This window comes from Rhizobium sp. SG741, from assembly GCF_012275435.1.
GTDB classification, from domain to species: Bacteria; Pseudomonadota; Alphaproteobacteria; order Rhizobiales; family Rhizobiaceae; genus Rhizobium; species Rhizobium lusitanum.
Window position 1 is genome coordinate 226,343 of sequence record NZ_JAAZQP010000012.1, and the last position, 25,940, is coordinate 252,282.

Sequence of the window (25,940 nt, forward strand, 5' to 3'; positions counted from 1 at the left end):
CATCCACCCTGACGGGACTTCAGTTGCACTGAAGCTCTTGTGGGTGACCGGGCATGATTTCGGGGCGTTGCTCCGGCGTCCGGTGATGGAGAGGTGCCAAGATCGGTCGAGAACGGCCGGCAGCCTGCCAGCCGACGCTGCCAGGGTCGGCATTGAGCATCGACGGCGCGCCAGCGATACCCAACGGCGGAAGACACACCCGGGATGCCGGCACGCCTCAATCGAGGCGGTTGACTCGGCCGGATCGGCTCCGCGCCTCAGCGAACATGCCGGCAATCTTCACCATGAAGGACTTGCTGAAGCGGCCGAGGATGTCCTGATCGGGCTCGATGTACCAGGAGCGCTCGACGATATCGTAGTTGTACTCGTCGACCATGATCCAGCTCTGCTTCAAGTCGCCAAGGCCGGCGCGCTTGCGCTCGATATCAGGGATTTCGAGAGCGCTCCGGCCTGCCTGCGGCGGCTGGGTGGTGATGGCCAGAAGCGCCAGATGCGTGTTTCCGTCGCTAGTGCCACGGATCGCGATGACGACGCAGACCGGGCGCTGCTTGCGCCCCTCGGTCTCGCCGCGCTGCTGCTGCCATGCCCAGAGATAGGGATAGGAGATGACCTCACCGGGGCGGAATTCACGGCTCATCGTCGTAGCCTTCGCCGCGCGCCAACCGATCGAGCGCCTCGTCGAACAGTGCGACATGCTCGTTGGGCATTTCAGAGATATGATAGGCACGGCGCGGATCGCCACCGGTGCGCATGCGCTCATAATGCTCGTAGCTCATCAGCACAAAACGCGGCTTGTTGTGACGGGTGAGAACGACCGGCTCGCGGCTTGCCGCATCGGTGACGTCGCCGACTTGTTTGTTGAGATCGCCTGTCGTGAACTGCTTCATCAATATGGTCTCCGCTTCGGTTTCCATATACTCCATGTTTTCCATATTTTCAAGAAATGGCGCTCACGCGCCGTCTCCTGTCTTCTGCCAGACCGGGATACCAAGGCGACGTGCCTTGTCGGCGAGGTTGCCTGATATACCCGAGCCGGGAAACACGATGACGCCAGCCGGCATGACGGAGAGCATGTCGTCGTTTCGCCGGAAGGGCGCGGCCTTGGCGTGTTTCGTCCAGTTCGGCTTGAAGGTGATCTGCGTCACCTTGCGGGCCTCGGCCCAGCAGGCGGCGATGCGCTCGGCGCCCTTCGGAGAGCCGCCGTGCAGCAGCACCATATCAGGGTGCTTGGCATGCGCCTGGTCGAGCTTCGCCCAGATCAGTTCGTGGTCGTTATAGTCCATACCGCCAGAAAACGCGATCTTGGTGCCGGCCGGGATCAGCACCTCGGTCTCGGCGCGGCGACGGGCGGACAGGAAATCTCTGCTATCGATCATCGCCGCCGTCATGTTGGCGTGGTTGACCTTGGAGCCGGTGCGCGGACGCCAGGACGAACCGGTCTGTGCCTCGAACAGGTCGGCCGAATAGTCGCGCATGAACTCGAACGCGTTACGGCGCTCCAAGAGCGTGATGCCTTCGGCAATGAGGCGTTCGAGTTCGACGCTCTTCACCTCCGAGCCGTCCTGCGCGCGCTGGCCGGTACGCTGCGCCTCCTCGTTGCGGTCGAGTTCGCGCTGGATGCGCTCGCCGGCGCGATGGAAGAGGTTGGGGATCGACCAGAACAGGTCTTCGAGATCGGGCTCCAGCCGGGTGTCGCCGAGCATTTCGGTGAAGCCGTCGAAGATCGCGGTGATGGCCGACTGGACTTGCGGCTCCTCCGGCAATGGCCGTGGATCGGGCTCGTCCTGGAAGGGGCGATAGCCGAAGACCTGCATCTCATAGATGAAGCGGTCGGTGGGAGACGAAGCGTGGTGGGGCTCGAAGGTATCGTCGGGGTTAAGGATCAGGTTCATGATGATCTCCGTTCGCTGGGCCGCGCCTCTCGCGGCCTGACGGCGAACCCGGTCACGCGGGCCGAGGCCGGAACCGCAAGCAAAGCGCAGCGGCCCAGCGAAGCGCCGGGCGGCGGAAGAAGGGTTTCTTGCTTCGCGAGGAATGCCGAGTCGCCCTGCGACCGGCAGGGGAAGAAACCCGACTGACCCGCTGAAGGCCCGGAGGCCCGCGTGGTAAGGGTCGCCTCTCGGCAGGCCCGCGGGCGCGCCCACCCAGGAGGCATCCTCGGACCGTGCTTCACCAAAGCCGCCGGCCCCGCCCACCGGCCCCTTCCGGCCTCATGCGGGCAGATAAGCCATCGCGTCTTCCGGGGTGAGTTGAGCCCGCAGGCTGGCGGTCAGCCGGTCGGGACCCAGCCAGCGCAGATCCTCGTTGAAGTCGCCAAGTTCGGGCGACAGCACCAGCGGCAGGACCCCGCACTCCTGAGCCCGTCTGCTCAATCCCTCGATCCCATGCCGGCCCGCCGCATCAGCGTCGGCCGCGATATAGATGCGCAGGCATCCGGGCGGGAAGCGGAAGGCAGCGAGGTGATTGGCCGTGAGCGCCGCCGCCATCGGCATGCCGCGCAGCACATGCGAGAGCGACAGCATGGTTTCGAGGCCTTCGCCCGCCGCCAGGACCGGCACAGGCGCATTTACCGGAAAGCGGAAGCGAACGCCATTGCCGAGCAGCCCGCCCAGCGCGCGGCGGGGATCGTCCAACTTGGCCTTGCCGACCCCATCCGGGTCGAGCCCCGAGGACAAATAGGTGCGGTGGACGCCGGTGATCGCTCCGGCGGCGTCCGTCACGGCTGCGACCAATGCCGGATAACTGGTCGTCCGGCCCGTCACGAGATCGCGATAGTAGCAGGACGGGTGGAAACGGAGCGCGCCATGGGTGGATGCCCGCAGAATACCACGTTCACGCAGATAGGTGTCTGCGAGCGTACCCGCCAACGGCTGCGTCATTCGAAACAGCCGCCGTGCCCGTTCAGCCGTCGGCCGCTCGACCGGAGAGGCATCACCGCCGCGGGTCCTGCGGGCCGACACCGGTTCGGGGTGGGGCAGACTGAGAAAATGACGCGCCTCCTCGGCAACGTCGCGGAAATCGACGAGGCCACAGGTCTCGCGGACAAGATCGAGCAGATCGCCGAACTGGCCGGTCGCCGCGTCCGTCCAGCGGCCGGCGCGCGGGCCGATCAGATGCACGTAAAGAGACCGGCCCTTGTTGTTGGCGACGTCGCCGACGAGCCAGTAATTGCCGGCCCGGCGGCCGGCGGAGAGATAGTGGCGGCAGACCGACTCGGCGTTTTGCGCGAGACGGTCCGCCAGATCGGAGGCGGAAAGCATGGCAGGCCTCCGTTACGACCGGCGCGCAATGTCGATGAGGCGGTGACGCTGCATCAGCTTCGACAGAATGCCCGGCCCCTCGTCAGTGATCGGCACGAAGAAACGCAGCTTCCAACTGATCATCTCGGAGAACAGGCCGACCGACCGCAGCCAGTCACGCATGCCGTCGATGAAGCCGATGAGCTCGACGCGGTACTCGTTCATCACACGCACCCGGCGGAGCGTCATGTCGCCGGCAAGACCGATGAACGAGGATCCGTCGATCAGTGCCGCCCATGCTTGCTCCGGGGCGATCACCATGGTCTGGTCGATCCCGAAGTTGCGGCAAAGGCCGGCCAAACGATCCGGCGCGACGACACGGCCGACGATGCGCTCACCGTCATCCGTCTGCAGGCGCCGCACGCGGCAGAAATCCTGCGGCAGCAGTTTCCAGATCGGCAGGAGCAGTCCGCTGACGATATGCATTACCGATGTCGAGAATTCCGGCACGGCCGCGACTTCGGCCTCCCAGGCAAGGGCGAAGACCTGTTCGTCAGCCCCCTCCCAGGACGTCTCTTCGAGCTGCCGGACTTCGAAGCGCAGCTCGTCCATCGGCCGGATCAGTGAGACGCGCGCCTGAACAGAACCGTCGTCCAGCATGATCGAGCGGGTCGGCACCATCACCGCTGGCCGGCCCGACTTGCCGTTGATCATCAGCTTGGCGCGTGGATCCTGCCTGAAGAGAGTCAGCACATCATGAAGCAGCATCGGCGCATTGCGATCCCTCCGCTCGATCGTCAGCAGGTGCGACTGCGCGCCGGTGACCGGATGTGTATAGATCAGCCGGCGCTCAGTGACCGTCATGCTGTCGGCGGCGATCGTCTCCAGGCCCTTGTCGTAGATCCCGGCGGCGATCGCCCCTTCGATGCGCGCGGCTAGCAACTGCTCGAAGGCCTCGAACAGCACGTTCTGCATCGCGATGGTCAGCGCCAGCATGCGATTGAGGAATGTCTGGATGGGCGGCAACTCATTCTTCAGCCCGCCCTCTTCCGACGTCAGCGACAGGCCGGTGATGCTCTCGAACCTGTCAAGCGAGCAGCCTTCAATCCTGCCGGCCTGCAGCAACCCATAGAACTGCCGCAGCGCGTCGCGGGCATATTGGGATTCGAGATTGTCTTCGCTGCGGAACATCCCCTGCCCGCCGGTTTGGCGCTGGCCCCGGGTGATGGCGCCAAGCGTGTCGAGACGCCGGGCAATGGTCGACAGAAAGCGCCGCTCTGCCTTGACGTTGGTGGCGATCATCCGGAAGCGCGGCGGCTGTTTCTGATTGGTGCGATGGCTGCGCCCGAGACCCTGGATCGCCACGTCGGCGCGCCATCCCGCTTCGAGAAGATTGTGAAGACGCAGGCGCTTGTTCTTGGCGGCAAGATCCGCATGGTAGGATCTACCGGTCCCGCCGGCGTCGCTGAAGACAAGAATGCCTTTCTCGTCATCCATGAAGGCGCGAGCCTCGTCGAGATTGGCGCTGCCCGGCCGGTTCTGCACGGCATAGCGGCCAATAGAGCTGCTGTCCTCGCGGCGGACGATGCGGCGGGAGCGACCGGTGATCTCGGCGACCTGGCTCGTTCCGAAGTGCTGGACGATCTGATCAAGAGCGGTCGGGATCGCCGGCAGGCTGCCCAACGTTTCGACGAGCTCGTCCCGGCGCCGTTCTGCCTCGCGGCAGATCACAGGGTTGCCGTCGGCGTCGTGCACGGGCCGGGAGCTGAGATTGCCGTCAGCGTCGGAAAATTCCTCGAAGAGCTGCACGGGGAAGGAGTGCATCAGGTAGTCGATGACATATTCCCGCGGCGTCACGTCGACCTGCAGATCGCCCCATTCCTCGGTCGGGATCTGTGCCAGCCGGCGCTCGGTCAGCGCTGCCCCGGTTGAAACGAGCTGGACGATGGCCGCATGTCCGTCCTCCAGGTCTGCTGCAGTCGTTCTGAGAAGAGCCGGCGTCTTCATCGAGGTCAGGAGATGATTGAAGAAGCGCTGCTTGGAGCTTTCGAAGGCTGAACGCGCAGCAGCCTTGGCATTTTTGTTCAGCGTGACGGATTTGCCGGCCGCGCTGGTCGCACCAGTGATGCCCGAGGCCTCCATGGCAGCGTCCAGATGGTTGTGGATCACCTGGAACGCCTCAGCATAGGAATCGTAGATGCGCACCTGTTCCTCGGTGAGCTCGTGTTCGAGGATTTCGTATTCGACACCCTCGAAGGAGAGTGAACGCGACGCATAGAGACCCATCGCCTTGAGGTCACGGGCCAGCACCTCCATGGCGGCGACTCCCCCGTCTTCAATCGCGGCGATGAACTCGGAGCGCGTCGGGAAGGGGAAGTCGCTGCTGCCCCAGAGACCGAGCCGTTCGGCATAGGCGAGCGATTCGACTTCCGATGCGCCGGTCGCCGAGACATAGACGACGCGGGCGCTCGGCAGGGCGCGCTGCAGGCGAAGACCCGCCCTGCCCTGTTGCGATGCCGCCTTGTCGCCGCGCTCGGTCTTGCCGCCGGCGGCATTGGCCATGGCATGGCCTTCGTCGAAGACGATAACACCATCGAAGTCGGCGCCGAGCCAGTCGACGATCTGCTGCACGCGCGATCGCTTGCCCTCGCGTTCATCGGTGCGCAACGTCGCAAAAGTCGTGAACAGGATGCCTTCCTCCAGCTTGACCGGCTTGCCCTGCCGGAAGCGGGACAGCGGCGTCACCAAGAGCTTTTCCTGCCCGAGCGCGCTCCAGTCGCGCTGCGCGTCCTCGATCAGCTTGTCTGACTTGGAAATCCAGACGTGGCGACGGCGGCCCTTCAGCCAGTTGTCGAGAATGATGCCCGCGACCTGGCGGCCTTTTCCCGCGCCCGTGCCATCACCGAGAAACCATCCCCGGCGAAAACGAACGGCATGCTCCGTGTCGGGTGCGACGGCCTTCAGATTGTCGAAGGAGGCGTCGACGATCCAATGGCCGGCGAGATAGCCGGAATGAGCTTCGCCGGCATAGATGACGCTCTCGAGCTGGGCATCGGAAAGATCGCCGCTGGAGACGATCCGCTTCGGCAGTTGCGGGCGATAGCTTGGCTTCGGGGGCGCGACCGAGGCCATGGCCACGGATTCGACCAGCCTGTCGGGGTGAGGCTGGGTGCCGCGGATGTGGATCGCCTGCAGCCGATAGGGCTCGTAGATGCCATCGGCTGCGCCCGCCTCGTCCTTCGCCACAGCATCCCGCAATTCGTAGTTGAGCTCGATAATCTCGTCATCGACAGGCAACGAGCGGACCGTCGGAATGTGAGAAACCTGACCGGCGGCGGCTGGGCGATGCAGGGGAGCCGTGACGGCCGGCGAACGCATAGTTCCTGCGCCCTTTCGAACTGCAACCGTTCGAAGGGTGCTAGCGACGTTCGTCTCCATCGACGGCAAGCGCGGTGAAAGCCCTTCAATCCAGGCAAGCAACGTTTCCAGATCGGAGGCGACGCCCTTCGAGGCGACAAGCCTCTTCGGGTCGTCTGCCGGAACTTTGTCGATGACGGTAAGGCGCGTTTCGGTCGTCGTGCCATGGCGGGCATAGATGCTGCCGTCGATCGCCGCGGTGAACAGGACCGTGCCATGCCCCTGCAGCCGGACGAAGTCGTCGCGCCACGCAGGATTGTCGGGGGTGAGGCTTGAACCGGTGATCGCAACAAGCCGGCCACCGGGCGCAAGACGCGCGAAGGCTGAGGTCAGATGCCGCCAGGCGGCGTCAGCGACGCGGCCTTCGACATGAATAACCGCAGAGAATGGCGGATTCATCAACACGACGGTCGGCCGGACAGCATCATCGAGATAGTCGTCGATATGGGCGGCATCGTGCTGCGAGACCGAGACACCGGCGAAGAGCTGTTCGAGCAATGAGCGGCGCACGACCGCATACTCGTTGAGCGCCAGACGCGCGTCTGCGAGCTCGGCGAAGATCGCCAGCAGGCCGGTTCCGGCAGACGGCTCGAGAACGATATCGTCGGCCATGATGCCCGCGGCGCGGGACGCCACATACGCGAGTGGCATCGGCGTCGAGAGTTGCTGCAGCGCCTGGCTCTCCTCGGAGCGTCGGCTATGGGTCGGCACGAGCCTTGCCACCTTCGTCAGCATCGTAAGCGCCGACTGCGGCGCATGGACGCGCGCGATGATCGCCGCGCCGAACTTGCGGAGAAACAGGACCTGAGCGACCTCGGTCGCCTCGTAGGCGTCTTTCCAGAGCCAGAGGCCCTCGGCGTCGCTGCCGCGGAGGGCCTCGATCATGATCTGTCGCAGGTCGCCTGTGGTGACGACTTTACCTTGCTCCAGAAGCGACGTGATTCGACCGGCAGCACCTATAAGTGCGTCAGCGCGGGTTTTGGTCTCAAGACGCGGAGAGGTGGAAACGGTGTGAGGATGCGAGATGATATTCATCGGTCGAGGCTCCGAATGAGAGGGGAATGGGTCTGCCCAAGTGCTCTCTTCCGAATTTCGGGAGGAGGAGAACTTGCGGCGTGAGGGTGTGGGAAATGATCGCAGATTGAAGGATGCCGGCGATCGTCAGCGTCTAGGTGGTCGGACCTACGATGAAGCCAGCGGGATCTTTTGGGTCCGGCGGCAGATAGGCGTCGTAGGGATTGCCGTCGGCGAGATGGCCGAATGGCGTGAAGACGTATTCGCCGTCACTGCGGCCGACGGCGCAGAGCACGTAACGCGGCTCGCGTGTCGCGGCATCAAGGCATTCCATGAGAGCAAGATTGCCATCGGACGCGGCGCGCAGCAGCGTGTCGAAGTTTGTACGGGCATGATTGGGGATAGCCATTGGGGTGCTCCAGACAAAATGAGGCCCGGCACTTGACCGGGCTCTGGGATGACGACGATCGGGTTCGCAGACGCGGCCGGGTCTGAGCCAGGCGCGCATGAACATGTCAGGCGGCGCTTTCGAGCAGCTTCTTTGCTTTGCCTTCGAGCTCCAGGCGCGTGTCCTGATTGGTCTTGGTGCGGGCGAGCGCCGTAATGCCCTGGACGAAATCGAAGATCGATTCCGGCGGCCGCCCCTCCTCCGACAGCACCATGTCGATCACCTTGCCGGTCTCGCCTTTCGAAAATCCACGCCGGCGCAGGAAGGTTTCGCGATCGTCATCCTTTCGCGCGACGATCCGCTCCCGTGCCGCTTTGATGCCGGCAATGAATGGCGCAGGCGACGAATTGGCAAAGCTGGTCAGCGCGGGCGCTGCCTCATGCGCGAACCGCTGGGCGGCAAATTTCGAGTGGCGGATGGTGATCTCCTCGAAATTCTCCGTGCCCCAGAGGTTTCGATTGGCGCAGACCGCTCGCAGATAGAAGGAGGCGATGCCGAGCGTTTTCGAGCCGACCTCGGAATTCCAGGCATAGAAGCCGCGAAAGTAGAGATCTGGCTCGCCATTCGGCAACCGGCCGGCCTCGATCGGATGGGTGTCGTCGACCAGGAACAGGAAAACGTCCCGGTCGCTGGCATAAAGCGTCGTGGTGTCCTTGGTGATATCGACGAAGGGATTGTGGGTCATGGTCGCCCAATCGAGCACCCCCGGCACTTTCCACATCGTGTCGCCGGTCCCATTGCCCGCAATCTTCATCACTGCCGAGACCAGTTCGTGGTCCCAGATGCGGCCATATTCCGGTCCGGTGACGGCCCGCAGTTCAACCCGACCATCGTCCAATTCTAACGTCTTGACCAATTCGGCGCGGTGATTGAGCAGGCCATGCTGCAGGTTGATGGCAGCGAGTGGCGCCGGTAACTGGCGCATATAGGTGGCGGGTGCGCCCACGAGGCTGCAGAGCTGACCGTAACTCCAATGGGTCGGTGCAATCGGCTGGCGCTGACCAGGGACGAGGAGTTCGAGACGTTCGGCATTGTCGCGGGTGGCCCCGACGCGGATCGCGGCGCTTTCGAGGGTTCGTGCATGCGCGCGGTCGGCGCGGGATCGAACGGTATCGTGGAGTTCGGTCAGCGACAGGAACCGCTCGTCGTCGGGGCGCGAGAACCATTCCGACGAGACACGTCCGATGCGTTCACCGCGGGAGATATCGACCTTGAAGCCGGAGGAAGCGGGCTGGTTAGTGGAAGCAAGGGAGTTCATTTGGATTGTCTCCATAAGACGAAACCCAGGCGCGGTGGCCGGGCGAGGTTGAGGGATGTCTGGGGAAGAAGAAGGATTAATCGGAGGTCAGTCGACGATGCGCCGAGCGGATCGCCGAGAGCGCGGCCTGGAATTCGGCGCTTCCCACCACGTCGGAAAAATCCATCGTGGTGGCGATGGACAGGCATGCGGCGTGGACCTCGTCGTCGGTCACGGCCTCCCGCCCTACAGCTTTGAAACTCGGATCGACTTCGAGCACCGCCGTGATTGCGTCGCGCACACCATCCTCTTGAAGCCTGACCAGGACGTGGGACGGCTTTGGCGGGTCGACCGGCTCTTCAGGATCCGGGTCTCCGGCGAGAATGGCTTCTCCTCTGGCAATCGCCCAGGCAGATCGCGCGAGCCAATCGAGCGACGGTGGCCGGGCCGCACGGACGTCATCGAACAGGATCTTCAATAGTCCGAGCAGGATCTCGAAATGACGCGCCCGGCGCTGGACAGGCTCTTCGAATTGCTGCGGGACCTGGATGGGCGGACCCGCATAGGCCGCATGTGCGCCGTTCCAGATGCCGGTGATATGAATTGGTCCCGAGGAATCGAAATCCTTCTCGGCGATATCCCAACTGTCATCCTCGATAGCAGCACGGCACGCCGCGTCCAGTGTGTCAGCCGCGTAAGTGCGATGCCGGAAGACCGGCAGGTGGTAGGTGGTCTCAATCGTGAAGTCGGGCATTGGTGCCTCCTGAAACGGAAAAACCCGGCACGGGGGCCGGGCTGGTTGCAAAGAAGACCCGACCGCAAAGGCGATCGGGTCAGCGGATGCGATGCTTATGAATCTATTCGGCGGCGGCGAGGTGCCCGCCGTCAATCTCATTCTCCGTATCGCCGGCGTTATCGTTCGATGTTCCTGGCTCATCGAGCAGGAAGGCCGGCAGGTCTGAAGCTTCGAATACAGGCTCAACCACCTCGGGCTGGACGGCACTATCTGCGACAGCGTCGCTTTCGATCGTGCCTTCCCCGATCGTCATGCGAAGCGGTTCCGGTAACCAGCCGCAACCTGTCATCAGTCGTTCGGCCTCGCGGGCCATATCGGTCTTCTTGAGATGGCCGATCAGCTCCGCCGCCTGGTCACCCTTGGCTTCTCGGACCGCCTGCAGGATGCGGGCCTTGGTGACGCGACCGAGATAGTTGTCGGCTGTCGGTGTCCAGCCGGCCCCCACCATGTCGAAACCAATCGAGCGGGCCAGCTGGTCAGCATGGGCGATCGCCCGGGTCCGCTTGTTCCAGGGTTCGATGACCGCGTTGACCGACAGCGAAGCGCAATGGCCAAACAGAGCCTGCCGGCTGACCTCGTCGAGCTTGATCAGGAACTCCCAGAGATCATTCGGATCCTTGGGAAGATCCTGGCCCCAGCCTTCATGCCGCTGCTCAATCTCCTTCGCCCATACCGTATTGCCGAGGCCGGGAGTCTGGCTGAAGCGGGCGCTTTGCAGCGTTACCTCCACGCATGAATCCGAGCCGTAGACGTAGAAGATCTTCAGGACGAACGCGTGCAGAACCGCGATGAAGGCGATGACCGGATTGTTCGCCAGCGCATTGCGCAAAGCAACCGTGCGCGCCGCTGTCAGATCGAGAACCAAGCGGTCGGGAAGCGGCTTGAGCGTTTCGTCCTCGTCGTCCGCCTGAACGCCGTCGCCGCTGGGAGACGACGGGTCGCTACCATGATCTGTGATATCGCCGCCGACATCTTCGGTTGAACTTCCCACGGCCTGTGGTTCGTCTACCGGCCGAACGAAACCGCGCTCGATCTTGAGCTCACCACCGGCGCCGAGCGAAACGAAGACACCGCCGCGGGCGACCTCCTGCGGGTCGAACACGTAAGGGCGGTCGTTGAGCCGGTCGAGCTCGGCACCAAGCTCCTCTAGTTTCTGTTCGGTCGCTTCCGAGTACTCGTCCGCCTCCGCATACTCTGCGTCCAGCTTGTCGTATTCCGCACGGGTTGCGTCAAAGCGGGCCAGTTCGTCTTCCGTCATTTCGGCCTGCTCGCCGTAGAAGCGGCGCAGACCGGACGTGTGGCCGTAGGGAAAATCGAAGGCGGCTTCGACCCATTTCCAGCCTTCGTTCACCCGGATCGCCTCGGCGTCAGCCTTGAGCTTATCCATTACGAGCTGCTCCAGGAGCGCCGGATCCTGCAGCCAACCGCCCTGATCTTGGTCGAACAGATCGCGCATGGTCACACCGCCGGCGGCCTCGTAAGATTCAGTGCCGACGTAGACGGCGCGGCGGTCGCTGGCACGGATTGCGGTTTCGGTCAGCAGCCTGCGAATGTAATACGGCTCGCGGCTATGCGAGCGCGAGATCGTGTCCCAGACCTGCTCCTGGCGAACGTGATCGTTCGCAATTGAGAAAGCCATGATTTGCTCCAGCGTCATCTCGTCATCGGCATAGAGATCGAGAAGCCGCGTCGAGACGGAAGCCAGCCGTAGGCGCTGCTTGACGGTGGCTACCGAGACGAAGAAGCGCGACGCAATCTCCTCCTCCCCGAGGCCCTGCTCGCGCAGGGTCTGAAAGGCGCGGAACTGATCGAGCGGATGTAGGCTGACGCGTTGGACGTTTTCGGCGAGCGAGTCCTCTACCTCGAGCGTTTCGCCCTTACTGACGATGCACGGGACACCCGCAGTCTTTGCCAGACGCTTCTGCACGACAAGGCGTTCAAGGGCGCGATAGCGACGACCGCCGGCAGGAATACGATAGATTCCGGTCTCGTTGCCGTCGCCGTCGAGTTCGGGACGGACGTTGAGGCTGGTGAGCAGCCCGCGATGAGCGATGTCTTCCGCCAGATCCTCGATCGAGACGCCCACCTTGATCTTGCGGACGTTCTGCTGGCTGAGCACCAGCTTGTTGAAGGGAATATCCCGAGCTGCACTGAGGGTGATTTTCTCCATAGCCTGAGCCATGTCAATTTCTCCATGACGGACCGGGCGGAGCCTCTCTCCAACCCTCTCAATCCGTCACAGCTTTCACCTCCCTCCTCTCCCTCTACCCCCTTCTCCATGCCCCACCGTCCCTTCCACCGGCGAAGCTTCTCGTTCGGCCAAGATCCGGCAATATTGCGTGGATGGAAGCCTTTCGGGTGAAGGCTGCCGCGGGCGGCAACCACAGAAGTGCCAAACGCCATTTCAATACCAGTCACTCGGTCTCAATGGCCTGCTGGAAATCGATCGTATTCCCGGCTTACCGGACGCCGGAACGCGACGCGTCGATAACGGAGTCCCTCGATTATTTTTCAACAGCGTCTGCAGCCAGCCCTTGGTCGACTAGAGGTAGGCTCTTGCAAAGAAAATGACGGTGGTCAGGAGGGCAACCACGACGGTGATAGCCCGGACAATCGGCGCCGGCAGCCTGCGCCCGAGATGGGCTCCGCTCCAGCCACCCGCAAAGGCACCCGCAATCATCGGCAGGCATTGTTGCCAGGCGATTGCGCCGGCCAGCACAAAGACGATCACAGCCACCGCATTTGCGGCGGTCACCATGACCATGCGGGTCGGATTGAGACTTTTGATATCACCGCCGCCAAGCAGGCTCCACGCGGCGAGCATCATCAGTCCCACCGCTCCGCCGAAATAGCCGCCATAGATGCCAAGCAGTAATTGGATCGGCAAGACAAGCGCGGTCTGCGAGCGTTTTGCCCGTTGCAGCCGAATGCCGAGCTTGGGTCCGAGAATGAGCATGGACGTGGCGATGAGCAAGAGCCATGGCAGCATGACGTCGAATGTCGTCGTGGGCGTTAAAAGCAAAAGGATACTGCCGGTGACACCGCCTGTGATGGTGGCAACTGCAATCGGCTTGACCCCGACACCGCATACATCTCTTACGCCCTCACGATAGACCCAGGAGCTTGCCAAGCCTCCCGGAAAGAGAGCGAAGGTGCTGGTCGCGTTTGCGATCACGGACGGGACGCCAACGGAGATCAGGGCGGGCAACGACACGAACGAACCGCCACCGGCCAGCGCGTTCATACTGCCGGCGAGGAAGCCAGCCACGAAAAGCAGCAAAAGATCGAACATGGTCGGAAAAAACCCCGGGCGATGCGACCATCCGCCTTCGTCTTCGAGGCAAAGGCGACGATCCTATGGATCACCTTCTAACCAGATCGCTGCCGCGCCCGCAAGAACAGTCCATGCACGGATGAATGCGACGCTTCGCAACAGGAGACGTCGGGGAGCTTGCCTGAGATGCGCCGACCAACCTCACTCAAATGGCAAAAAAACCGCTTTCGCCCAGCGCCTTCTTCATTCGGTATCGAACCGGCACAACATCGTCTGAAGTGCCCGATTTTCGTCACGGAGCTTGGCCATCAGGAGACGTTTCAGGCGGCGGTTTTCTGCGTCGAGTGCGTTGAGGTCATCCATGTGGTTGTCTGGTGGTAGGCCCGCCCGGCGATCGTTGACGGGGGTCATCGCCGGGATCGATGCAGGCTCAGTCTGCACCGAGGCAACGACGGTCCGCCTCGACGCAGCGGGAGTGCGCACATGCCGCGGCGTCGGCGGCACGGACTTCTCGGTTGCCGCAGCCTCTGATGAAAGCTCCTGCTTCGCCGCGCCAATTCCCTCGGGTAGGATGCCAGCAGCAGGTCCCTGGGGATTATGTTCGGGTATGGCAAGGAGATCCGGCGACGGGACGGGGGTTTCAGCCGGTTTTGGGTCGTTGACTGTCGGCCTCGCAACCGAATGTCCGGTATCAGGCAAAATCCCGTCGGCCTCGACCTGTCGGGCCACAGCCTGCAGATCAAGGCTGCCCCAAATGGAAGAAGGTCGCGTCTGGGTTTGCCGCCTGTTCGCCTTGTATTCGACCACGAAGGGCCGTTGTGGTATTTTCATAATTCGTCAATTTCATCGACAGCGGCGGCCAGTAAATCCTGTCCCGCGCAGCGTCATCGTCAAAACCAAGTTGATCAGGTGATCCCGAGCCGCTTGCGCAGTTCGGCGTTTTCGGTGCGGAGTTTTTCGCCAAGCAGTTTGCGCAGTCGGCGATTCTCTTCCTCGAGCTGAATGAATTCGGCAAACTCGTCGTCAACAGCAACTGGGCTGGACGACGTCCCAGACGTTGGTGCGGCGACGGCTTTCTTCCATGTATAATAGGTTTGGTCGGAGATCGAGGCCGCACCCACGGCATCTTTCAGGGTTGCCCCGCCGGCGACGGCTACCTCGATCTGCCTGATCTTCTCAAGCTTGTCCGTGTCACTCAAGCCTCGTGCCTTCGGCTTGTCGCTCTTCTGAACGCTGCTGGCAACCTTGCCCGCCGCAGCCTTGTTGGGGCTCGACCGTTTGCCGCGTCCGGTCACTTTCGTCTTCTCGACTTCAGCTTTGGTCTCGGCGCTATCCGGTTGTGTCAGAACGTCGTCTTCGATCATCGTTGATCCTCGCATCGTTGCATGCGTTTTCGGCCAGGCGCGGGAAAGAGTCAACGTCGCCTGGTCCACGGCCTTTTACACCAGCATGAAACACCCGCGGCAGTCACCGTTGACAAAATCGTTGACTACCCCTATCTGTAACATAACAGGAGAAGCTCATCATGCGTAACCCCTTGTGGAATAGCTTCGATATCGTAAGAGATCTAATCGCAAAAGACGATTTCAAAACAGTTGCCGAGAGAGTTGACTTGGCTCTCAATGCCTCAATGGAGACTGTCGCTGACGTCCTGCCCACTGCGGCGGCTCCGGTGTTACGCCAAGGTGTCGAAGCAGCAACAGGAGCGCTCAGCACGTTGCGAAGCAAGATCCGGGCTGATCGTTTGTCCCCGGATTACGCTGCCGGGCGGCTGGCAGCGGCCTTGGATATCATGGGGTATGCAGCGTCAGCCACAGCTGACGAGGACGCGATCAAGAAGGCAAAGCAGCAGCCGTTCGCGCGCATTCTTGATATGCTGGCCGTAAAATCTCTACGCAACACCGAGATCGCCGCAGCACTTGGCCAGGACAAAGGATATATTTCGCGTCTGCTGGACGAACTGCGGGCGATGGAGATGGTCACCAGCCATCGACACGGACGGAACCTTTACAACGCTCTGACGCCTGTCGGCCGGCTGGTTGTCGATGAAGGTGTCGAGGCTGCGCGCCGCGCGCCATTGGCCCAGAGCAAGATTGTCAATCTCGGATTCAGCCTCGACAACCGGCCCACCCCGCCCGATGTGCGCACGGCTGAGGTTCCCAGAATAAGTGCGACAGGTTAGCCATGGCAAAGTCACAGGTTACGACCTTCTACTCTTACAAGGGCGGAAGTGGGCGCAGCATGACGCTGGCAAACGTCGCCTGGGCACTGGCTTCGAACGATGAAAGAGTGCTTGCGATCGATTGGGATCTGGAAGCACCAGGGTTGCACCGCTATTTTCATCCGTTCCTAAGCGACCCGGATCAGGGCGAAAGCAATGGCCTGATCGACCGCGTTTGGGACTATCTCGAGCAACTCAACGCGCAGCCGGATCGCAAGGACAGATTCAAGCTCGGCGACTGCAGCGACATCGTCCAGCCTCTTGATCTGCCATTGAAGGGATCAGGTTGTCTGGACTTTATCGGCGCCGGTCGCCAGGACGAGCATTATAGCCACAAGGTTGGCGGTCTCGACTGGAACGGTTTCTATCAACGTTTCGACGGTGAGCCGTTTATCAATGCCATTCTGAAGTGGGCTCGAAACCGCTACACCCATGTTCTAATCGACAGTCGAACGGGTGTTGCCGATACCGCCGGTATTTGCACCTCACAGCTCCCCGACGCTCTCGTCCTTTGCCTTGTCTACAACCGTCAAAGTATCGAGGGGACGGCTGCGATCGCGCGTTCGATCAAGGAGGCGCGCAAAAGTCAGAAGAAACCGGCGCTTAAAATGGAGTTTGTACCCAGCCGGGTCGAGGAACGTTCGACTGTCGAGGCGGCGCGACGTCACACCGCGCAGCGGTTCATCGACCTTATCGAGGGCGGACCGCGCAAGGTCGAGCAAAGTCTCCGGCGGGCGGAAGTGCGCAATTATCCGTGGTGCGCTTTCGAAGAGAAGCTTGCTGTCTTTGAAGAGTACCCAGATGAAAGAGGGTCTCTCCTAGATGCCATGCACGACCTGGCCCGCCGGATTACCGGCTCTACTAAAATAGGCATTCGGCCAGTCGATGCAGACGTTCTATCATCATACTGGCGCCGCGCCGCATTCGACGATCCCCGGCTGTTTGACCTGCGAGCCATCAGCGACCAACCGACTTTGGACGCCTGGAGCCAGGTCCAGTTCTGGTTGGACAATGCGGTCGCAGACGATGGTGAAAGGCCCGAATGGCTGATGTCGCTTGCCGAAGCCGCATTGAGTTTCGTCCTGCGGCGCGACAACCGGCTTTCGTTCCGAACCGGAGCAACCTTCGCCGAAACAGCGGAACAACTTGCCCGCCGCGCCTACAACGAGGAACCAACCACGTATGCGACGCGATATGCACTGATCCTTGACGATATCGCCGGCTTGCTGCAGCGCAATGGCGAGTTCGAGAAAGCCCTCGGCTTGAGCCGCAATGCTGAGCGCCTGTGGCGGGCAGAAAAATCGCCGATCGCAAAATGGCGTCACGCGCGACTGCTCGACCGTCAGGCCGCAATTCTCGACACTTTGGGCCGCGCCGACGAGGTCATCGAGACGTACAAGGAGATAGCCGAGATCTATCGCGCAATTGGGAGACGCGCTCTACCCGTTGGCAACGAGATCGAACCGGCGAGAACCCAGCGTCTGCTGGCCAGCAAGCTTCTCGAAAGAGGTGACGGAAGTGGCGCCGAGCGCGCGATCGTCGCAGCGGTCAAACTTCTTTCGCAAACCTCCACCGCCCGCGACAGGGATCTCGGCGAGATCATAGAGATCCTTATCACGCGCCTCAAGGTCGCGATGGAGATCGGGGATGAGCGTTTTGAAAAAGTTTCAGGTCAGGTATTACTGCACGCCGACCGACTTCTGCCGGCAGATGGCGGACGGGACCGCGTCCAGGATGAGCTGTTCCTGTGCCAGTCGGAATTGTATCGGCGTCGCGGCCAATTCGACGAAGCGCTTTTCCGTATTAAAAGCACCTCAGCCGATTTCCAGTCGCTCCCGAGAGTGGCGCTCCAAGAAGCAGAGATCCTTCTCGATGCCGGCCGGGAACACGAGGCAATGGAGACACTGCTGTCGAATATCCGCAGCGGCGCACCGCTGACGGAGCAAGCGCTCGGTCTTTTTCAACGGGCGATCGCAAGCTCGGAGCATGGCGATCTGTATTTCAATGAACTGTTGTCAACGCTGACCAGGAGTGATGAACAAGGCGCCTCAACCTTCGTTCCGGCCATGCGAGCGCTGACCGACAAGATGCGACATGACGGAACGGACTTCTCGCAACTTGTCCCCCTGCTGCAAACCTTCATCCGCAAGCCGATCTGACGTCATGAAACCGGGACAACTATTCGCGGAATTGTGGCAAATCGTCGAACCCTATGAGGCTGAGGCGACGCTTGCCCCATGGTCCGGACGGCACGCAGCTGAATTCGGGCGGCTCGTCGAGCTCTTGGAGGGAGCGTCAACTGCAGACGTTCCAGCCATGGTAACCGACTATCTTGGCCGCCGGTTGGTGGCGTTCAGCTGTGAGGTCGACACGCCCCATGAACGTGCCTTTGTGGTGATGTGCGCCCTCGACCAGGTAGCGATGCGCATCCATCCCTCTATCAAGACGCGGCTCCCTGGCCGCTCATCGGCAGGTGGACAGATGTTGGCGGCGATGCGGGCGGAGCGGACGATGACAGGCGCCTATGCCGAGTTGTCTGGCAAAGGCTTCGTCCTTCCCAAAGGCCTGTTGATGCCGGGCAAGGAGCGGACAAAGGGATTAGAACAAAGTGGGGTTGCGCTCGCTCATCAGTTTTCCTTTCTGAGCTTCGTTCCTGACCTGCAGAAAAGTTTCAAATTGCGGCCGATGGCGCCGCCGCCAAGTCAAATCTATGTTTCGCACGACGCGGCTCAAAAAGTGGGCCTTGCGCCAATTGCCGAGGATCGTGACGACTTCGAATTTTCGGTGTCGGACCGACGCCATAAAGCGTTTCTGGACACGGTGCCGCGTTCGTCGATTACGGACGTCAGGATCGAAAACGAAGTCTCGGCTCTGTTGGATAAGGGAGCGGGCCTCGTTGTCTTGCCTGAACTCGTCGCCACCAGCTCAGCGGTTATGGGCCTTGCCGAAACGTTGCGCCGGGCGGCCCGCTTAGGTCACTCGTTGGTACTGACGGGAAGCGGCCCTTCCGAAGAGAGGTCAAAAGGGCTCGACAGGCCGTTCAATGAGGCCGTTGTCATGACGGGTGCCGGCGAAGTCCTGTTTCGTCAACGCAAGCTGAATGCGTTCAACATGGCCGCGCCCCGTATGAAGCAGTGCGCCCTACCCCGCGCAGACGGTCACGACGATGACTCGCACATGGAAGATTGCGCCACCGGAAGCGAATTGGTGCTTTGCGACATCCTCGGACTTGGGCGGGTGATGGTGCTGATTTGCGAAGATCTTGAGCAACAGACGCCGGGCGGAGACGCTGCGCTGCATGCACAACCCGACTGGATCTTGACGCCGGTCCTGGATGTGGGCCTCGTATTCGGTCGGTGGGAATACCGTCGCGCCGTTGAAATTGGTCGCAAGACCGGCTCGCGTGTTGTCGTCAGCTGTTCTGCCACCCTCGAGGTTCGCAGTCTCGGTAAGCAGAACCTCACTGAAACCGGACCGAACGCCGTCCGCACCGGCTTCTGCTTCGATGGATCGGTCGAGATGCGTGCTCTGCACCTTGAAACGGGCGGGCCAGCCTTAGGCCATCATATGCTGGTCGAATGGAACCCGAGAACCTGGAAAAAACACAAGCTGGTCGAGGAAAGCTGAACCCGCGAACGCGACGGCCTCGCTTTGGTAATGTCGTTTTGCATTTAATCGCAAGACTCCGCATCCAATAATTCAACAAGATAGCGCGGCACTTAAATTGAGATCAGGCACTTAATCTGAGATTCGCCGGTTCGATTTGGCACTTAGTGTGAGATTCACCACCTGGAAAAAGATGACCACCGATGGCCAAGCTTCATCGGAAAATGCGAAATATTACAGAACGCTATTTCGGAATCGGAGAGCGTCAAGCGCCGAAAATCCAACCGGCGAATCTCAGATTAAGTGCCATGAGCTGCCGGAACGGGCGCATTCTTACAGTTAAATGCCAAACGACAGCGGCTTGTTCGAAGATCTCAAAAGCCGCTTGAATCCCCGCGTTGGAACGACTGTCCTGAGACGCGCAGTCGCTGCGTATGTCCATTCAAAGCGGTACTATTTCGCGAGCGCCCAGCCAAACGCCATGCGTTATGATTTAGAAGGTGAGTGGTTGAGCCGGTCTCTGCAGCTGACCGAATGCTGGCGCAGGAGCGCTTTATGACCTTGAAGCGGGACAAAGGACCACCCTCGCCTGCTATCGTTGATGACAATGTCGCGGCTATAATACCAAGCAAAAATGGAATACTCCGCGCCGCCCTGCTTTCACGAAAAAGAACTCCCGGTCCGGCACCCCACTAGATTTTTCGCACCGCTGCGCGCGTCGACACGTTTGAAGTTAGGCGCGCCTAACTCGTAGCCACCCATCATGTGTACGCTTCAAGGTCGCCCGTTAGCCTGCCCCAAATCTCGCACCCTGTCTTGGTGCCCTAGCTGGCAATGATCGAGCCATCTTAAAGGATGACCGGCGAGCAGAGGTCGAATCCATGTTGCGCGCGCCACTGACACAGGCAAGTTAGGCGCGCCTAACTTCACACCGCAGAAGTGGGCCTGCCCTCACCTCTTTACGCTGCCCAGGTGCCTCTCCGATCGGTGGCGTCGAACCCCTATTCTGGCGGCGATCGGGAGTTCCAATGATCGTCGCGCATGCACCAATATGTTCAAGGCTCAGATGTCTGCATACGCCTTGTTAGACTCCCACCGAACAACCTCGACACCTCGTGTCTACGCCCATCTTGAAACACCGACCAATTCCGCATTTCTATATCACCGCCCGGATCCGGCTCGACACCGAATGCCCTGCACCCTTGAGGGACAATCACCCCGAGACGAATTTGGCGAGGCCACTCCCGGAACGGCGGGAACACGCATCAAACGGCTTAAAATTGACGCGAGATAAAAGAGGCGCGACTAAAACTCCGGGCAGCAGCTAGGCGCGTCTAACTGCTGCCCCACTGTTCACCTTCAGCTGCGCCATGACCATCGGGCCGAGCGAAAACTCTCCTCGTTCCCAGCGCCCGGTCAAATCGCGCAAGTAGCCACCAGGCGAGGTGATAAAGTTCGCCCTCTCGAGAATACAGGCGATCGCGATTGCCGCATTTTCCGGCCCCATCACATCGCAAGCATCTTGATAAGCCGATGGGCTCACACCCAACATCGATCTGACAACAACGGCAGCCAACATCAGATCACGCCAGCCTCCCACCACACCGCCTTGTCCATAGTCGCAAATCTGCGGGCACGCCTTTAGCACAACGCTCAACGGAAAGGATGTGGTCGCCAGACGCGAGGGCAAATCAACTCCACCAGACCTCGCCCCCTGCTCTTTTTCAGAGCGAGGTTCAAGTTCACGGATGGATTCGGGTTTTGAATTCTGTATGTGGCGCTCATTATGAGCATCATTGGTGCTATTAATTTCGATTTCCTCGTGAATATTCAGACGCCTAAGCACTTCAGCATAAAGCAACTGCATTTCGTTGAGCACGTTACCGACGTCTGCCTGCGACGGTGTGCGGGGGAGGCGAGCTATTAGATTGAGATAAATGTCCTCGATTGCTTGCCAATCGCCCTCCGCGCCTTCCTCGATAGCCGCGCTGATCAGTTTACGAACGTCCCTTCGGCATATTGTTAGTGTCTCCTTTGCCCTTCTGAACGCAACACGGGCAGCCACGACCTCCTGCGCCATCAAAGCAAGTTCATCAGCCCGCGCCAGAAGCGGAGACAGGTCGAAGCCGAAGGCCGTTTCGATATCGCCGTCACGATCCTTCCGCGCAAATCTCTTTCCGTTGGCGCTGTCTTTTCGCACAATCAGACCGGCGTCGACGAGGATTGCGAGATGGCGCCGAAGCGTGGCCCCAGCAATGCCGTGGGCGCGCAGTGTCAGCTGAGCATTCGAAGGAAAGACAATCATCTGTCCGTCCTGGCGCAGTTCATTGGTCGGAAGGAACGTTAGAAGCGCATCCAGGATGGCGACGCTGCGATCCTGAAGGCCAAGCGTTTCCCGGGCCTCAGCAACATCTCGGAACACTTTCCACTTTTCGACAGACTTACCAGGCTTGATCTCGTTCGCAGCCAGTTGCCGCTTCACGAGGGCAAGCGTCATCGACCGCCGCCCAAACGGCGTCGTCACATTTCCCGTATGCATCGTCTTTCACCTTTCAGAAGGCAAAAAAAATGAGCTCACCAAAATGGCGCCGAGACTCTTGACGAAGATTCATGGAAATGCGATTCTCTGTCTTGCTACAGAACAGATAAGGGCTTCCACGACGGCGACGTTGAGGGGGCTCTTTTCTTTTGCGGTTTTGACTCCGTGGCTTGTTGATCCAGCGTGCTATTTCGCTGAGCGGTGCTCGCGATACAGTTTTTCAAGCTTCTCCAGGACGAGCGCGGCAAACTCAGGCGCTTCTTTCCTGTCGATGGCGATTTCCAGTTTCCCGTCCGTGTTCAGCACTCTCGCAAGGCGCTTTCCGTCGTCGGCGGTCCACACGTCAACAGCCGCTCGAGCTGGCCGCGGTTTCAAGTGCGCGACAACAGCCTTGAAGCGTGCCTCAGAGGGGAGGGCCTTAGTTTCCGCCGATTCGAGAAACAGCTTGGCCGAATCGAGCGATCCGTCCTTGGCAAGCAGGTCTGCGAGCTCAACCCAGCTTCGGCGCCCCACACCCGGGGCGGCACCGATTGCATTGATTAGATCCCGGGGGATCCTGACCACGACAGACAGCATGTAAGATAGATCGCTCTTATAGACAGACAGGGCCGACATGATGACGTCCCTGGAAAAGCGCTGCTGCAAATTGTCGGCAAAGAGGGCTTTCTCGATATAAGTGAGATCCTCGCGCTCGTTGTTCTCCTGTCCCTGCGCCACAACGAGTTGCTCATCCGTCAAATCGCGAACGATTGCCTTGACCGGGCGTTTAAGCGCCTGAACGGCGCGAAGCCGACGGTGACCAAACGCCACTTGATAGCGGCCGGCCTGGTCCGGGTGCGGGCGGACAAGAATAGGCACCTGCTGGCCTTGCTCCTTAATCGAACTAATCAGCCCGTCGATATCGCCGGGCATGCGGTCTTGCACAAAGGAAGGCTCGACCTCGCCGGGGTCGATCTCGATCACAGTCTGGCCCTCTGCAAGTCGCCGCTCGATCTCATCTGCACGGGCCTGACGGGCCTTCTCCTCACGGATCGTGGACCCGACCTGCTTGACAAGCTTGTTGTCCGCCGAGGATTCGTCAGACTGCACAGACGTTGAAAGCAGCGGGCGGCCCTGTGTCTTTGCCGGACGCGCAGCATCGACCTGTACGAGGTTTAGAAGGTTCTTCCGGCTCATGCGGCTCTCCCCCAGGATTTCTTGATCAGGGTTTCGATTTCCTCATTGACGTTGTTCATCGCCTCGAGGGCACGGTCGTATGTGCTGCGCGTAAACTGACCTCTCTCGACCTCGTAAAGGGTCTGGTTGGTCAGTCCGGCATCAGAAACGGCCGTCGTCTTGAGCATTGGGAAATTTAAGACGTGAGAACCAAAGATCGACCGCAAATAGCCCACCATCTGGTTCTGCGGCCCATCGGCAGGCTCAAAGCGCGTAATCAGGTAGCGCATCCACGAAAAGTCGACGTTTCCCCCCGCTGTGGCCACCTCCCGAAGGAGCTCAGCCACCATCGCCAGGAACTGGTTCATCGACATAACGTCCAGCATCTGGGGATGAACCGTCACTATCACCGACGTCGCCGCGGTGAGGGCGGACAGCGTGAGATAGCCAAGCTGCGGCGGGCAGTCGATGACAACCACATCGTAGTTGCTTTCAACCTCGTCCAAAACCTGGCGAACCCGGTCGAAGAACATCACATCGCCTACTTGGCGCTTCATCAGCGCGCGCGGGGTATCGTGCTCAAATTCCATAAGCTCCAGATTTCCCGGGATCAGGTGGAGATCGGGAATGTATGTCGAACGGATGATCTCCTGGACGGGCCGGCGCTCGTCATCATATCGGATCGCGCCGTACATGGTTTCGTTGGAACCGACATCCAGTTCGGGCTGGTTGCCGAAGAGCGCCGACAGGCTCGCCTGCGGATCCAGATCGAGAGCAAGAACCCGGTACCCCCGCAATCCCAGATACTGCGCCAGGTGCGCCGCCGTTGTGGTTTTGCCGGAGCCACCCTTGAAGTTCATGACTGATATAACTTGTAGCGCTTCGCCATCGCGTCGGTGCGGAAGATACCGCCTGTCAGCGCGGCCGACACGATCGAGATGCCTGCGGATCTTGTCGATGTCTTCGACCGAATACGAACGGCGGCCGCCCGCCGTCGTGCTCACCTCAAGATCTTCGATATCGTTCGATACCTGACGAAGGTAGACCTCCTTGACACCCACGAGCTTGGCAGCTTCTGATGGCTGGAAATGCCGAATCCCTTTCTCGGCAACCGGTGGGAAAGTGCTCAGGTGATGAGCTTGAAGCTGCGCTGCAAGCGCAGAGGAGTGCCGTTCGATGAGTTCGACCAACGTCTCCTGTGCCGCCAATTTTTTCTCAGCCGTTCGCTTCATTTTTCAGCCCGATATTTCACAACAGCGCTTTGGGGCGGCCAAAACCGATTTACACCGCTGTTGCAATAAGCCCCGATTCTGGCGTGCGGGCAAGCTATTTATGGTAAACGAATTCTTAACGAACCTGCTGGTCTTAAAGGAAAATCGGCTCTCTTCACCCGCAAATTCCAAGCGAAACAAGCGTTTGACGTATTTAGGCGCACATCCGAAAGTCCTCGCAAAAAGCAGTTGAGAATACAGGCGCATGCCTCGTTTTCCTGCGTCGGAGCTTGCTTTCGGGTGGAGAACCGAGCGACTCAGTGCGGTGGCGTGTCCAGCCCACAACCTTATTCGACTTCAAAGGCGCCGCGGATAGCAATACCGACAAAACAAATGACTACGAGAACAATCGGGCCGCGCGCCCGGTCCGTCGGGTAGCGCTGTTGTAATAACTCGACGCCTGCTGCACCGAACGATGACGAGATTGCTCCATCGCCTCCGGAAGAGAAATGCCCCGATTGGCGGCTTCGGTCAAATATCCAGACCGCAATCCGTGTGCGGAAAACTCCCCACGCTCTAATCCAGCCAGTTCCACCCGCTGCTTGATGATCGCATTGACCGACTGCGGATCGATCGCCCGTCGCGAAACAGTACCCCAGCGCCCGATTCCCCTGAAGACGCTGCCCTTGTCGATCTTCGCCGCCGCCAGCCAGGCCTTCAACGCCTCGACAGGCCGACCTGTGAGGTAGACGACTTCATCCTGCTCGCCCGTCGTGTTTTTGGTTCGGCCGAGATGGATGGCGAGTGAGGGGAGGGGAGGGCCCTCGGGCGCCTCGACAGGCGGCTCGACTGTCAACTGCTCGACGCGTAAAGCGGCAACTTCACTGCGTCGGCGGCCGCCGGAGGCAAAGGCGACCATGAGAATTGCTCGGTCGCGGACATCACGCAGGCTGTCCGTTGAGCACGTCGCCAGCAGCTTTGCCAGAACGTCGCCTGTGACGGCCTTGGCGCTCTTCCGCTTTCGGGTCCGCGGGACCGCGCGCACGGCAAGGCGAATGGCGGATTTGAGGGCAGGGGAGGCGAAGGCGCCTTCGAGGCCGCGCCATTTCGTCAGTGTCGACCAGTTGGCCAGGCGACGGCGCACGGTTGCCGGCGCATGCGGGCCGGTCGATTTCAAGAAACCCTGCCGGCGCAGATTGTCGGCGACGTCGGGCGGCATGCCATGATCGAGATCGACTGCCCGCTTTTCCGGATCCCACAAATGTTGCGCGACGAATTTGAGCAGCAGCGCCTCGGGCGCCGGCCAGGGCAGTGATTTTCCGGTGGCCGCCAGTCCCCAGGCCTCGAGGTAAGCGAGATCGGAGGTCAGCGCTCTGAGTGTGTTGTCGCCCATGCCTTGGTTGACGAGATGGCGCAGCGTCTCGACATCCTGGTCGGTCAACAACTCCGCGAGCTCGTCGCGCCGTTCTAGCGGCAGGACGGCGGCAATGTTGTCGAGTTCTTCCGATCGGCGTTGGACGGCGGATTTCTGCGATGGCGGCATTTTGGCTCCTGATCGGGCACACCGAGGGCTTTGAATAGCCGTGGCGAAGGCGCACATTTTCTGATTTGCGCCGCGAAATCAATCTACCATCGATAAGAGGTAGTTATCGATGGTTATAACCCCAACTACCAATCATACCCTGTGAGGAACACTAACTTATCAATGGAGTTCCTTTAGCAAATCATTTACCATGATTTCAATGGCTTACGATCTCGCGAAAATCAGCATGACAGCCCTGAT

20 protein-coding genes are annotated in these 25,940 nt (G+C 60.6%); 4 read left to right on the forward strand and 16 right to left on the reverse strand.

The features are described 5' to 3' along the window. Positions 1-217: 217 nt before the first annotated feature. The 12 genes from FHT29_RS27020 to FHT29_RS27075 form a co-directional block, all read right to left on the reverse strand. Positions 218-637: a hypothetical protein gene (locus FHT29_RS27020; protein ID WP_047636038.1), complete on the reverse strand. Its 420-nt coding sequence runs from the start codon at positions 635-637 to the stop codon at positions 218-220. Then, positions 627-887, reverse strand: coding sequence for a type II toxin-antitoxin system prevent-host-death family antitoxin (locus FHT29_RS27025; protein WP_047636077.1), 261 nt, complete (start codon positions 885-887; stop codon positions 627-629). Before FHT29_RS27025 ends, FHT29_RS27020 begins: the two co-directional genes overlap by 11 nt. Before the next feature lie 63 nt (positions 888-950). Next, complete coding sequence (locus FHT29_RS27030; RefSeq protein WP_047636039.1) at positions 951-1,892, reverse strand: DUF2493 domain-containing protein; 942 nt, start codon at positions 1,890-1,892, stop codon at positions 951-953. Positions 1,893-2,210: 318 nt separating this feature from the next. Beyond that, positions 2,211-3,260, reverse strand: coding sequence for a toprim domain-containing protein (locus tag FHT29_RS27035; RefSeq protein ID WP_168600511.1), 1,050 nt, complete (start codon positions 3,258-3,260; stop codon positions 2,211-2,213). Positions 3,261-3,272: 12 nt separating this feature from the next. Beyond that, positions 3,273-7,691 (reverse strand): bifunctional class I SAM-dependent methyltransferase/DEAD/DEAH box helicase, encoded by a 4,419-nt coding sequence (locus tag FHT29_RS27040; protein WP_168600512.1) that lies wholly within the window; start codon positions 7,689-7,691, stop codon positions 3,273-3,275. A 133-nt stretch (positions 7,692-7,824) separates the two neighbouring features. Continuing rightward, on the reverse strand, positions 7,825-8,079 hold the full coding sequence (locus FHT29_RS27045; protein ID WP_047636042.1) for a DUF6117 family protein: 255 nt from the start codon (positions 8,077-8,079) through the stop codon (positions 7,825-7,827). 106 nt (positions 8,080-8,185) lie between these two features. Continuing rightward, complete coding sequence (locus FHT29_RS27050; protein WP_168600513.1) at positions 8,186-9,376, reverse strand: DUF932 domain-containing protein; 1,191 nt, start codon at positions 9,374-9,376, stop codon at positions 8,186-8,188. A 76-nt stretch (positions 9,377-9,452) separates the two neighbouring features. After that, positions 9,453-10,109: a hypothetical protein gene (locus tag FHT29_RS27055; RefSeq protein ID WP_047636044.1), complete on the reverse strand. Its 657-nt coding sequence runs from the start codon at positions 10,107-10,109 to the stop codon at positions 9,453-9,455. A gap of 103 nt (positions 10,110-10,212) precedes the next feature. Continuing rightward, a complete protein-coding gene (locus FHT29_RS27060; RefSeq protein ID WP_047636045.1) occupies positions 10,213-12,333 on the reverse strand; it encodes a ParB/RepB/Spo0J family partition protein in 2,121 nt (706 codons plus the stop codon). A 360-nt stretch (positions 12,334-12,693) separates the two neighbouring features. Continuing rightward, the gene (locus tag FHT29_RS27065; protein WP_047636046.1) at positions 12,694-13,443 is read right to left on the reverse strand and encodes a sulfite exporter TauE/SafE family protein; all 750 of its coding nucleotides are present in this window, start codon (positions 13,441-13,443) and stop codon (positions 12,694-12,696) included. Between the two features lie 225 nt (positions 13,444-13,668). Next, positions 13,669-14,256 carry a hypothetical protein gene (locus tag FHT29_RS27070; protein ID WP_047636047.1) on the reverse strand — a complete coding sequence of 196 codons (588 nt, stop codon included), beginning with the start codon at positions 14,254-14,256 and terminating at the stop codon, positions 13,669-13,671. A 74-nt stretch (positions 14,257-14,330) separates the two neighbouring features. Next, positions 14,331-14,789, reverse strand: a complete 459-nt coding sequence (locus FHT29_RS27075; RefSeq protein WP_047636048.1) for a transposase — start codon at positions 14,787-14,789, stop codon at positions 14,331-14,333. 161 nt (positions 14,790-14,950) lie between these two features. Here FHT29_RS27075 and FHT29_RS27080 point away from each other — a divergent pair, with 161 nt between their 5' ends. The 3 genes from FHT29_RS27080 (at position 14,951) to FHT29_RS27090 (ending at position 19,273) form a co-directional block, all read left to right on the forward strand. Next, positions 14,951-15,607, forward strand: a complete 657-nt coding sequence (locus FHT29_RS27080; RefSeq protein WP_047636049.1) for a helix-turn-helix domain-containing protein — start codon at positions 14,951-14,953, stop codon at positions 15,605-15,607. A 2-nt stretch (positions 15,608-15,609) separates the two neighbouring features. Further along, positions 15,610-17,805 carry a hypothetical protein gene (locus FHT29_RS27085; RefSeq protein ID WP_068391584.1) on the forward strand — a complete coding sequence of 732 codons (2,196 nt, stop codon included), beginning with the start codon at positions 15,610-15,612 and terminating at the stop codon, positions 17,803-17,805. 157 nt (positions 17,806-17,962) lie between these two features. Beyond that, a complete protein-coding gene (locus tag FHT29_RS27090) occupies positions 17,963-19,273 on the forward strand; it encodes a hypothetical protein (protein WP_077472856.1) in 1,311 nt (436 codons plus the stop codon). Positions 19,274-20,576: 1,303 nt separating this feature from the next. On the opposite strand, the gene repC is transcribed toward FHT29_RS27090, so the two are convergent. The 3 genes from repC to repA form a co-directional block, all read right to left on the reverse strand. Beyond that, the gene (repC, locus tag FHT29_RS27100; RefSeq protein ID WP_168600514.1) at positions 20,577-21,791 is read right to left on the reverse strand and encodes a plasmid replication protein RepC; all 1,215 of its coding nucleotides are present in this window, start codon (positions 21,789-21,791) and stop codon (positions 20,577-20,579) included. 186 nt (positions 21,792-21,977) lie between these two features. Continuing rightward, positions 21,978-22,967: a plasmid partitioning protein RepB gene (repB, locus tag FHT29_RS27105; RefSeq protein WP_047636053.1), complete on the reverse strand. Its 990-nt coding sequence runs from the start codon at positions 22,965-22,967 to the stop codon at positions 21,978-21,980. After that, complete coding sequence (gene repA, locus FHT29_RS27110; RefSeq protein WP_047636054.1) at positions 22,964-24,178, reverse strand: plasmid partitioning protein RepA; 1,215 nt, start codon at positions 24,176-24,178, stop codon at positions 22,964-22,966. Before repA ends, repB begins: the two co-directional genes overlap by 4 nt. Between repA and FHT29_RS27115 the strand changes: the two genes are divergently transcribed. Further along, a complete protein-coding gene (locus FHT29_RS27115) occupies positions 24,123-24,410 on the forward strand; it encodes a hypothetical protein (protein WP_168600371.1) in 288 nt (95 codons plus the stop codon). The two genes, repA and FHT29_RS27115, sit on opposite strands and share 56 nt — an antisense overlap. Before the next feature lie 144 nt (positions 24,411-24,554). On the opposite strand, the gene FHT29_RS27120 is transcribed toward FHT29_RS27115, so the two are convergent. After that, a complete protein-coding gene (locus FHT29_RS27120; RefSeq protein WP_168600515.1) occupies positions 24,555-25,700 on the reverse strand; it encodes a tyrosine-type recombinase/integrase in 1,146 nt (381 codons plus the stop codon). Positions 25,701-25,940 lie beyond the last annotated feature (240 nt).

Coding starts and splice junctions, on each gene's coding strand:
- FHT29_RS27050 (WP_168600513.1), bottom strand. CDS start 9,376: ATGAACTCCCTTGCTTCCACTAACCAGCCCGCTTCCTCCGGCTTCAAG.
- FHT29_RS27065 (WP_047636046.1), bottom strand. CDS start 13,443: ATGTTCGATCTTTTGCTGCTTTTCGTGGCTGGCTTCCTCGCCGGCAGT.
- FHT29_RS27070 (WP_047636047.1), bottom strand. CDS start 14,256: ATGAAAATACCACAACGGCCCTTCGTGGTCGAATACAAGGCGAACAGG.
- FHT29_RS27045 (WP_047636042.1), bottom strand. CDS start 8,079: ATGGCTATCCCCAATCATGCCCGTACAAACTTCGACACGCTGCTGCGC.
- FHT29_RS27040 (WP_168600512.1), bottom strand. CDS start 7,691: ATGAATATCATCTCGCATCCTCACACCGTTTCCACCTCTCCGCGTCTT.
- FHT29_RS27085 (WP_068391584.1), top strand. CDS start 15,610: ATGGCAAAGTCACAGGTTACGACCTTCTACTCTTACAAGGGCGGAAGT.
- FHT29_RS27055 (WP_047636044.1), bottom strand. CDS start 10,109: ATGCCCGACTTCACGATTGAGACCACCTACCACCTGCCGGTCTTCCGG.
- FHT29_RS27020 (WP_047636038.1), bottom strand. CDS start 637: ATGAGCCGTGAATTCCGCCCCGGTGAGGTCATCTCCTATCCCTATCTC.
- repC (WP_168600514.1), bottom strand. CDS start 21,791: ATGCATACGGGAAATGTGACGACGCCGTTTGGGCGGCGGTCGATGACG.
- FHT29_RS27025 (WP_047636077.1), bottom strand. CDS start 887: ATGAAGCAGTTCACGACAGGCGATCTCAACAAACAAGTCGGCGACGTC.
- FHT29_RS27060 (WP_047636045.1), bottom strand. CDS start 12,333: ATGGCTCAGGCTATGGAGAAAATCACCCTCAGTGCAGCTCGGGATATT.
- FHT29_RS27080 (WP_047636049.1), top strand. CDS start 14,951: ATGCGTAACCCCTTGTGGAATAGCTTCGATATCGTAAGAGATCTAATC.
- repA (WP_047636054.1), bottom strand. CDS start 24,178: ATGAAGCGAACGGCTGAGAAAAAATTGGCGGCACAGGAGACGTTGGTC.
- FHT29_RS27075 (WP_047636048.1), bottom strand. CDS start 14,789: ATGATCGAAGACGACGTTCTGACACAACCGGATAGCGCCGAGACCAAA.
- FHT29_RS27120 (WP_168600515.1), bottom strand. CDS start 25,700: ATGCCGCCATCGCAGAAATCCGCCGTCCAACGCCGATCGGAAGAACTC.
- repB (WP_047636053.1), bottom strand. CDS start 22,967: ATGAGCCGGAAGAACCTTCTAAACCTCGTACAGGTCGATGCTGCGCGT.
- FHT29_RS27115 (WP_168600371.1), top strand. CDS start 24,123: ATGAGTTCGACCAACGTCTCCTGTGCCGCCAATTTTTTCTCAGCCGTT.
- FHT29_RS27035 (WP_168600511.1), bottom strand. CDS start 3,260: ATGCTTTCCGCCTCCGATCTGGCGGACCGTCTCGCGCAAAACGCCGAG.
- FHT29_RS27090 (WP_077472856.1), top strand. CDS start 17,963: ATGGTAACCGACTATCTTGGCCGCCGGTTGGTGGCGTTCAGCTGTGAG.
- FHT29_RS27030 (WP_047636039.1), bottom strand. CDS start 1,892: ATGAACCTGATCCTTAACCCCGACGATACCTTCGAGCCCCACCACGCT.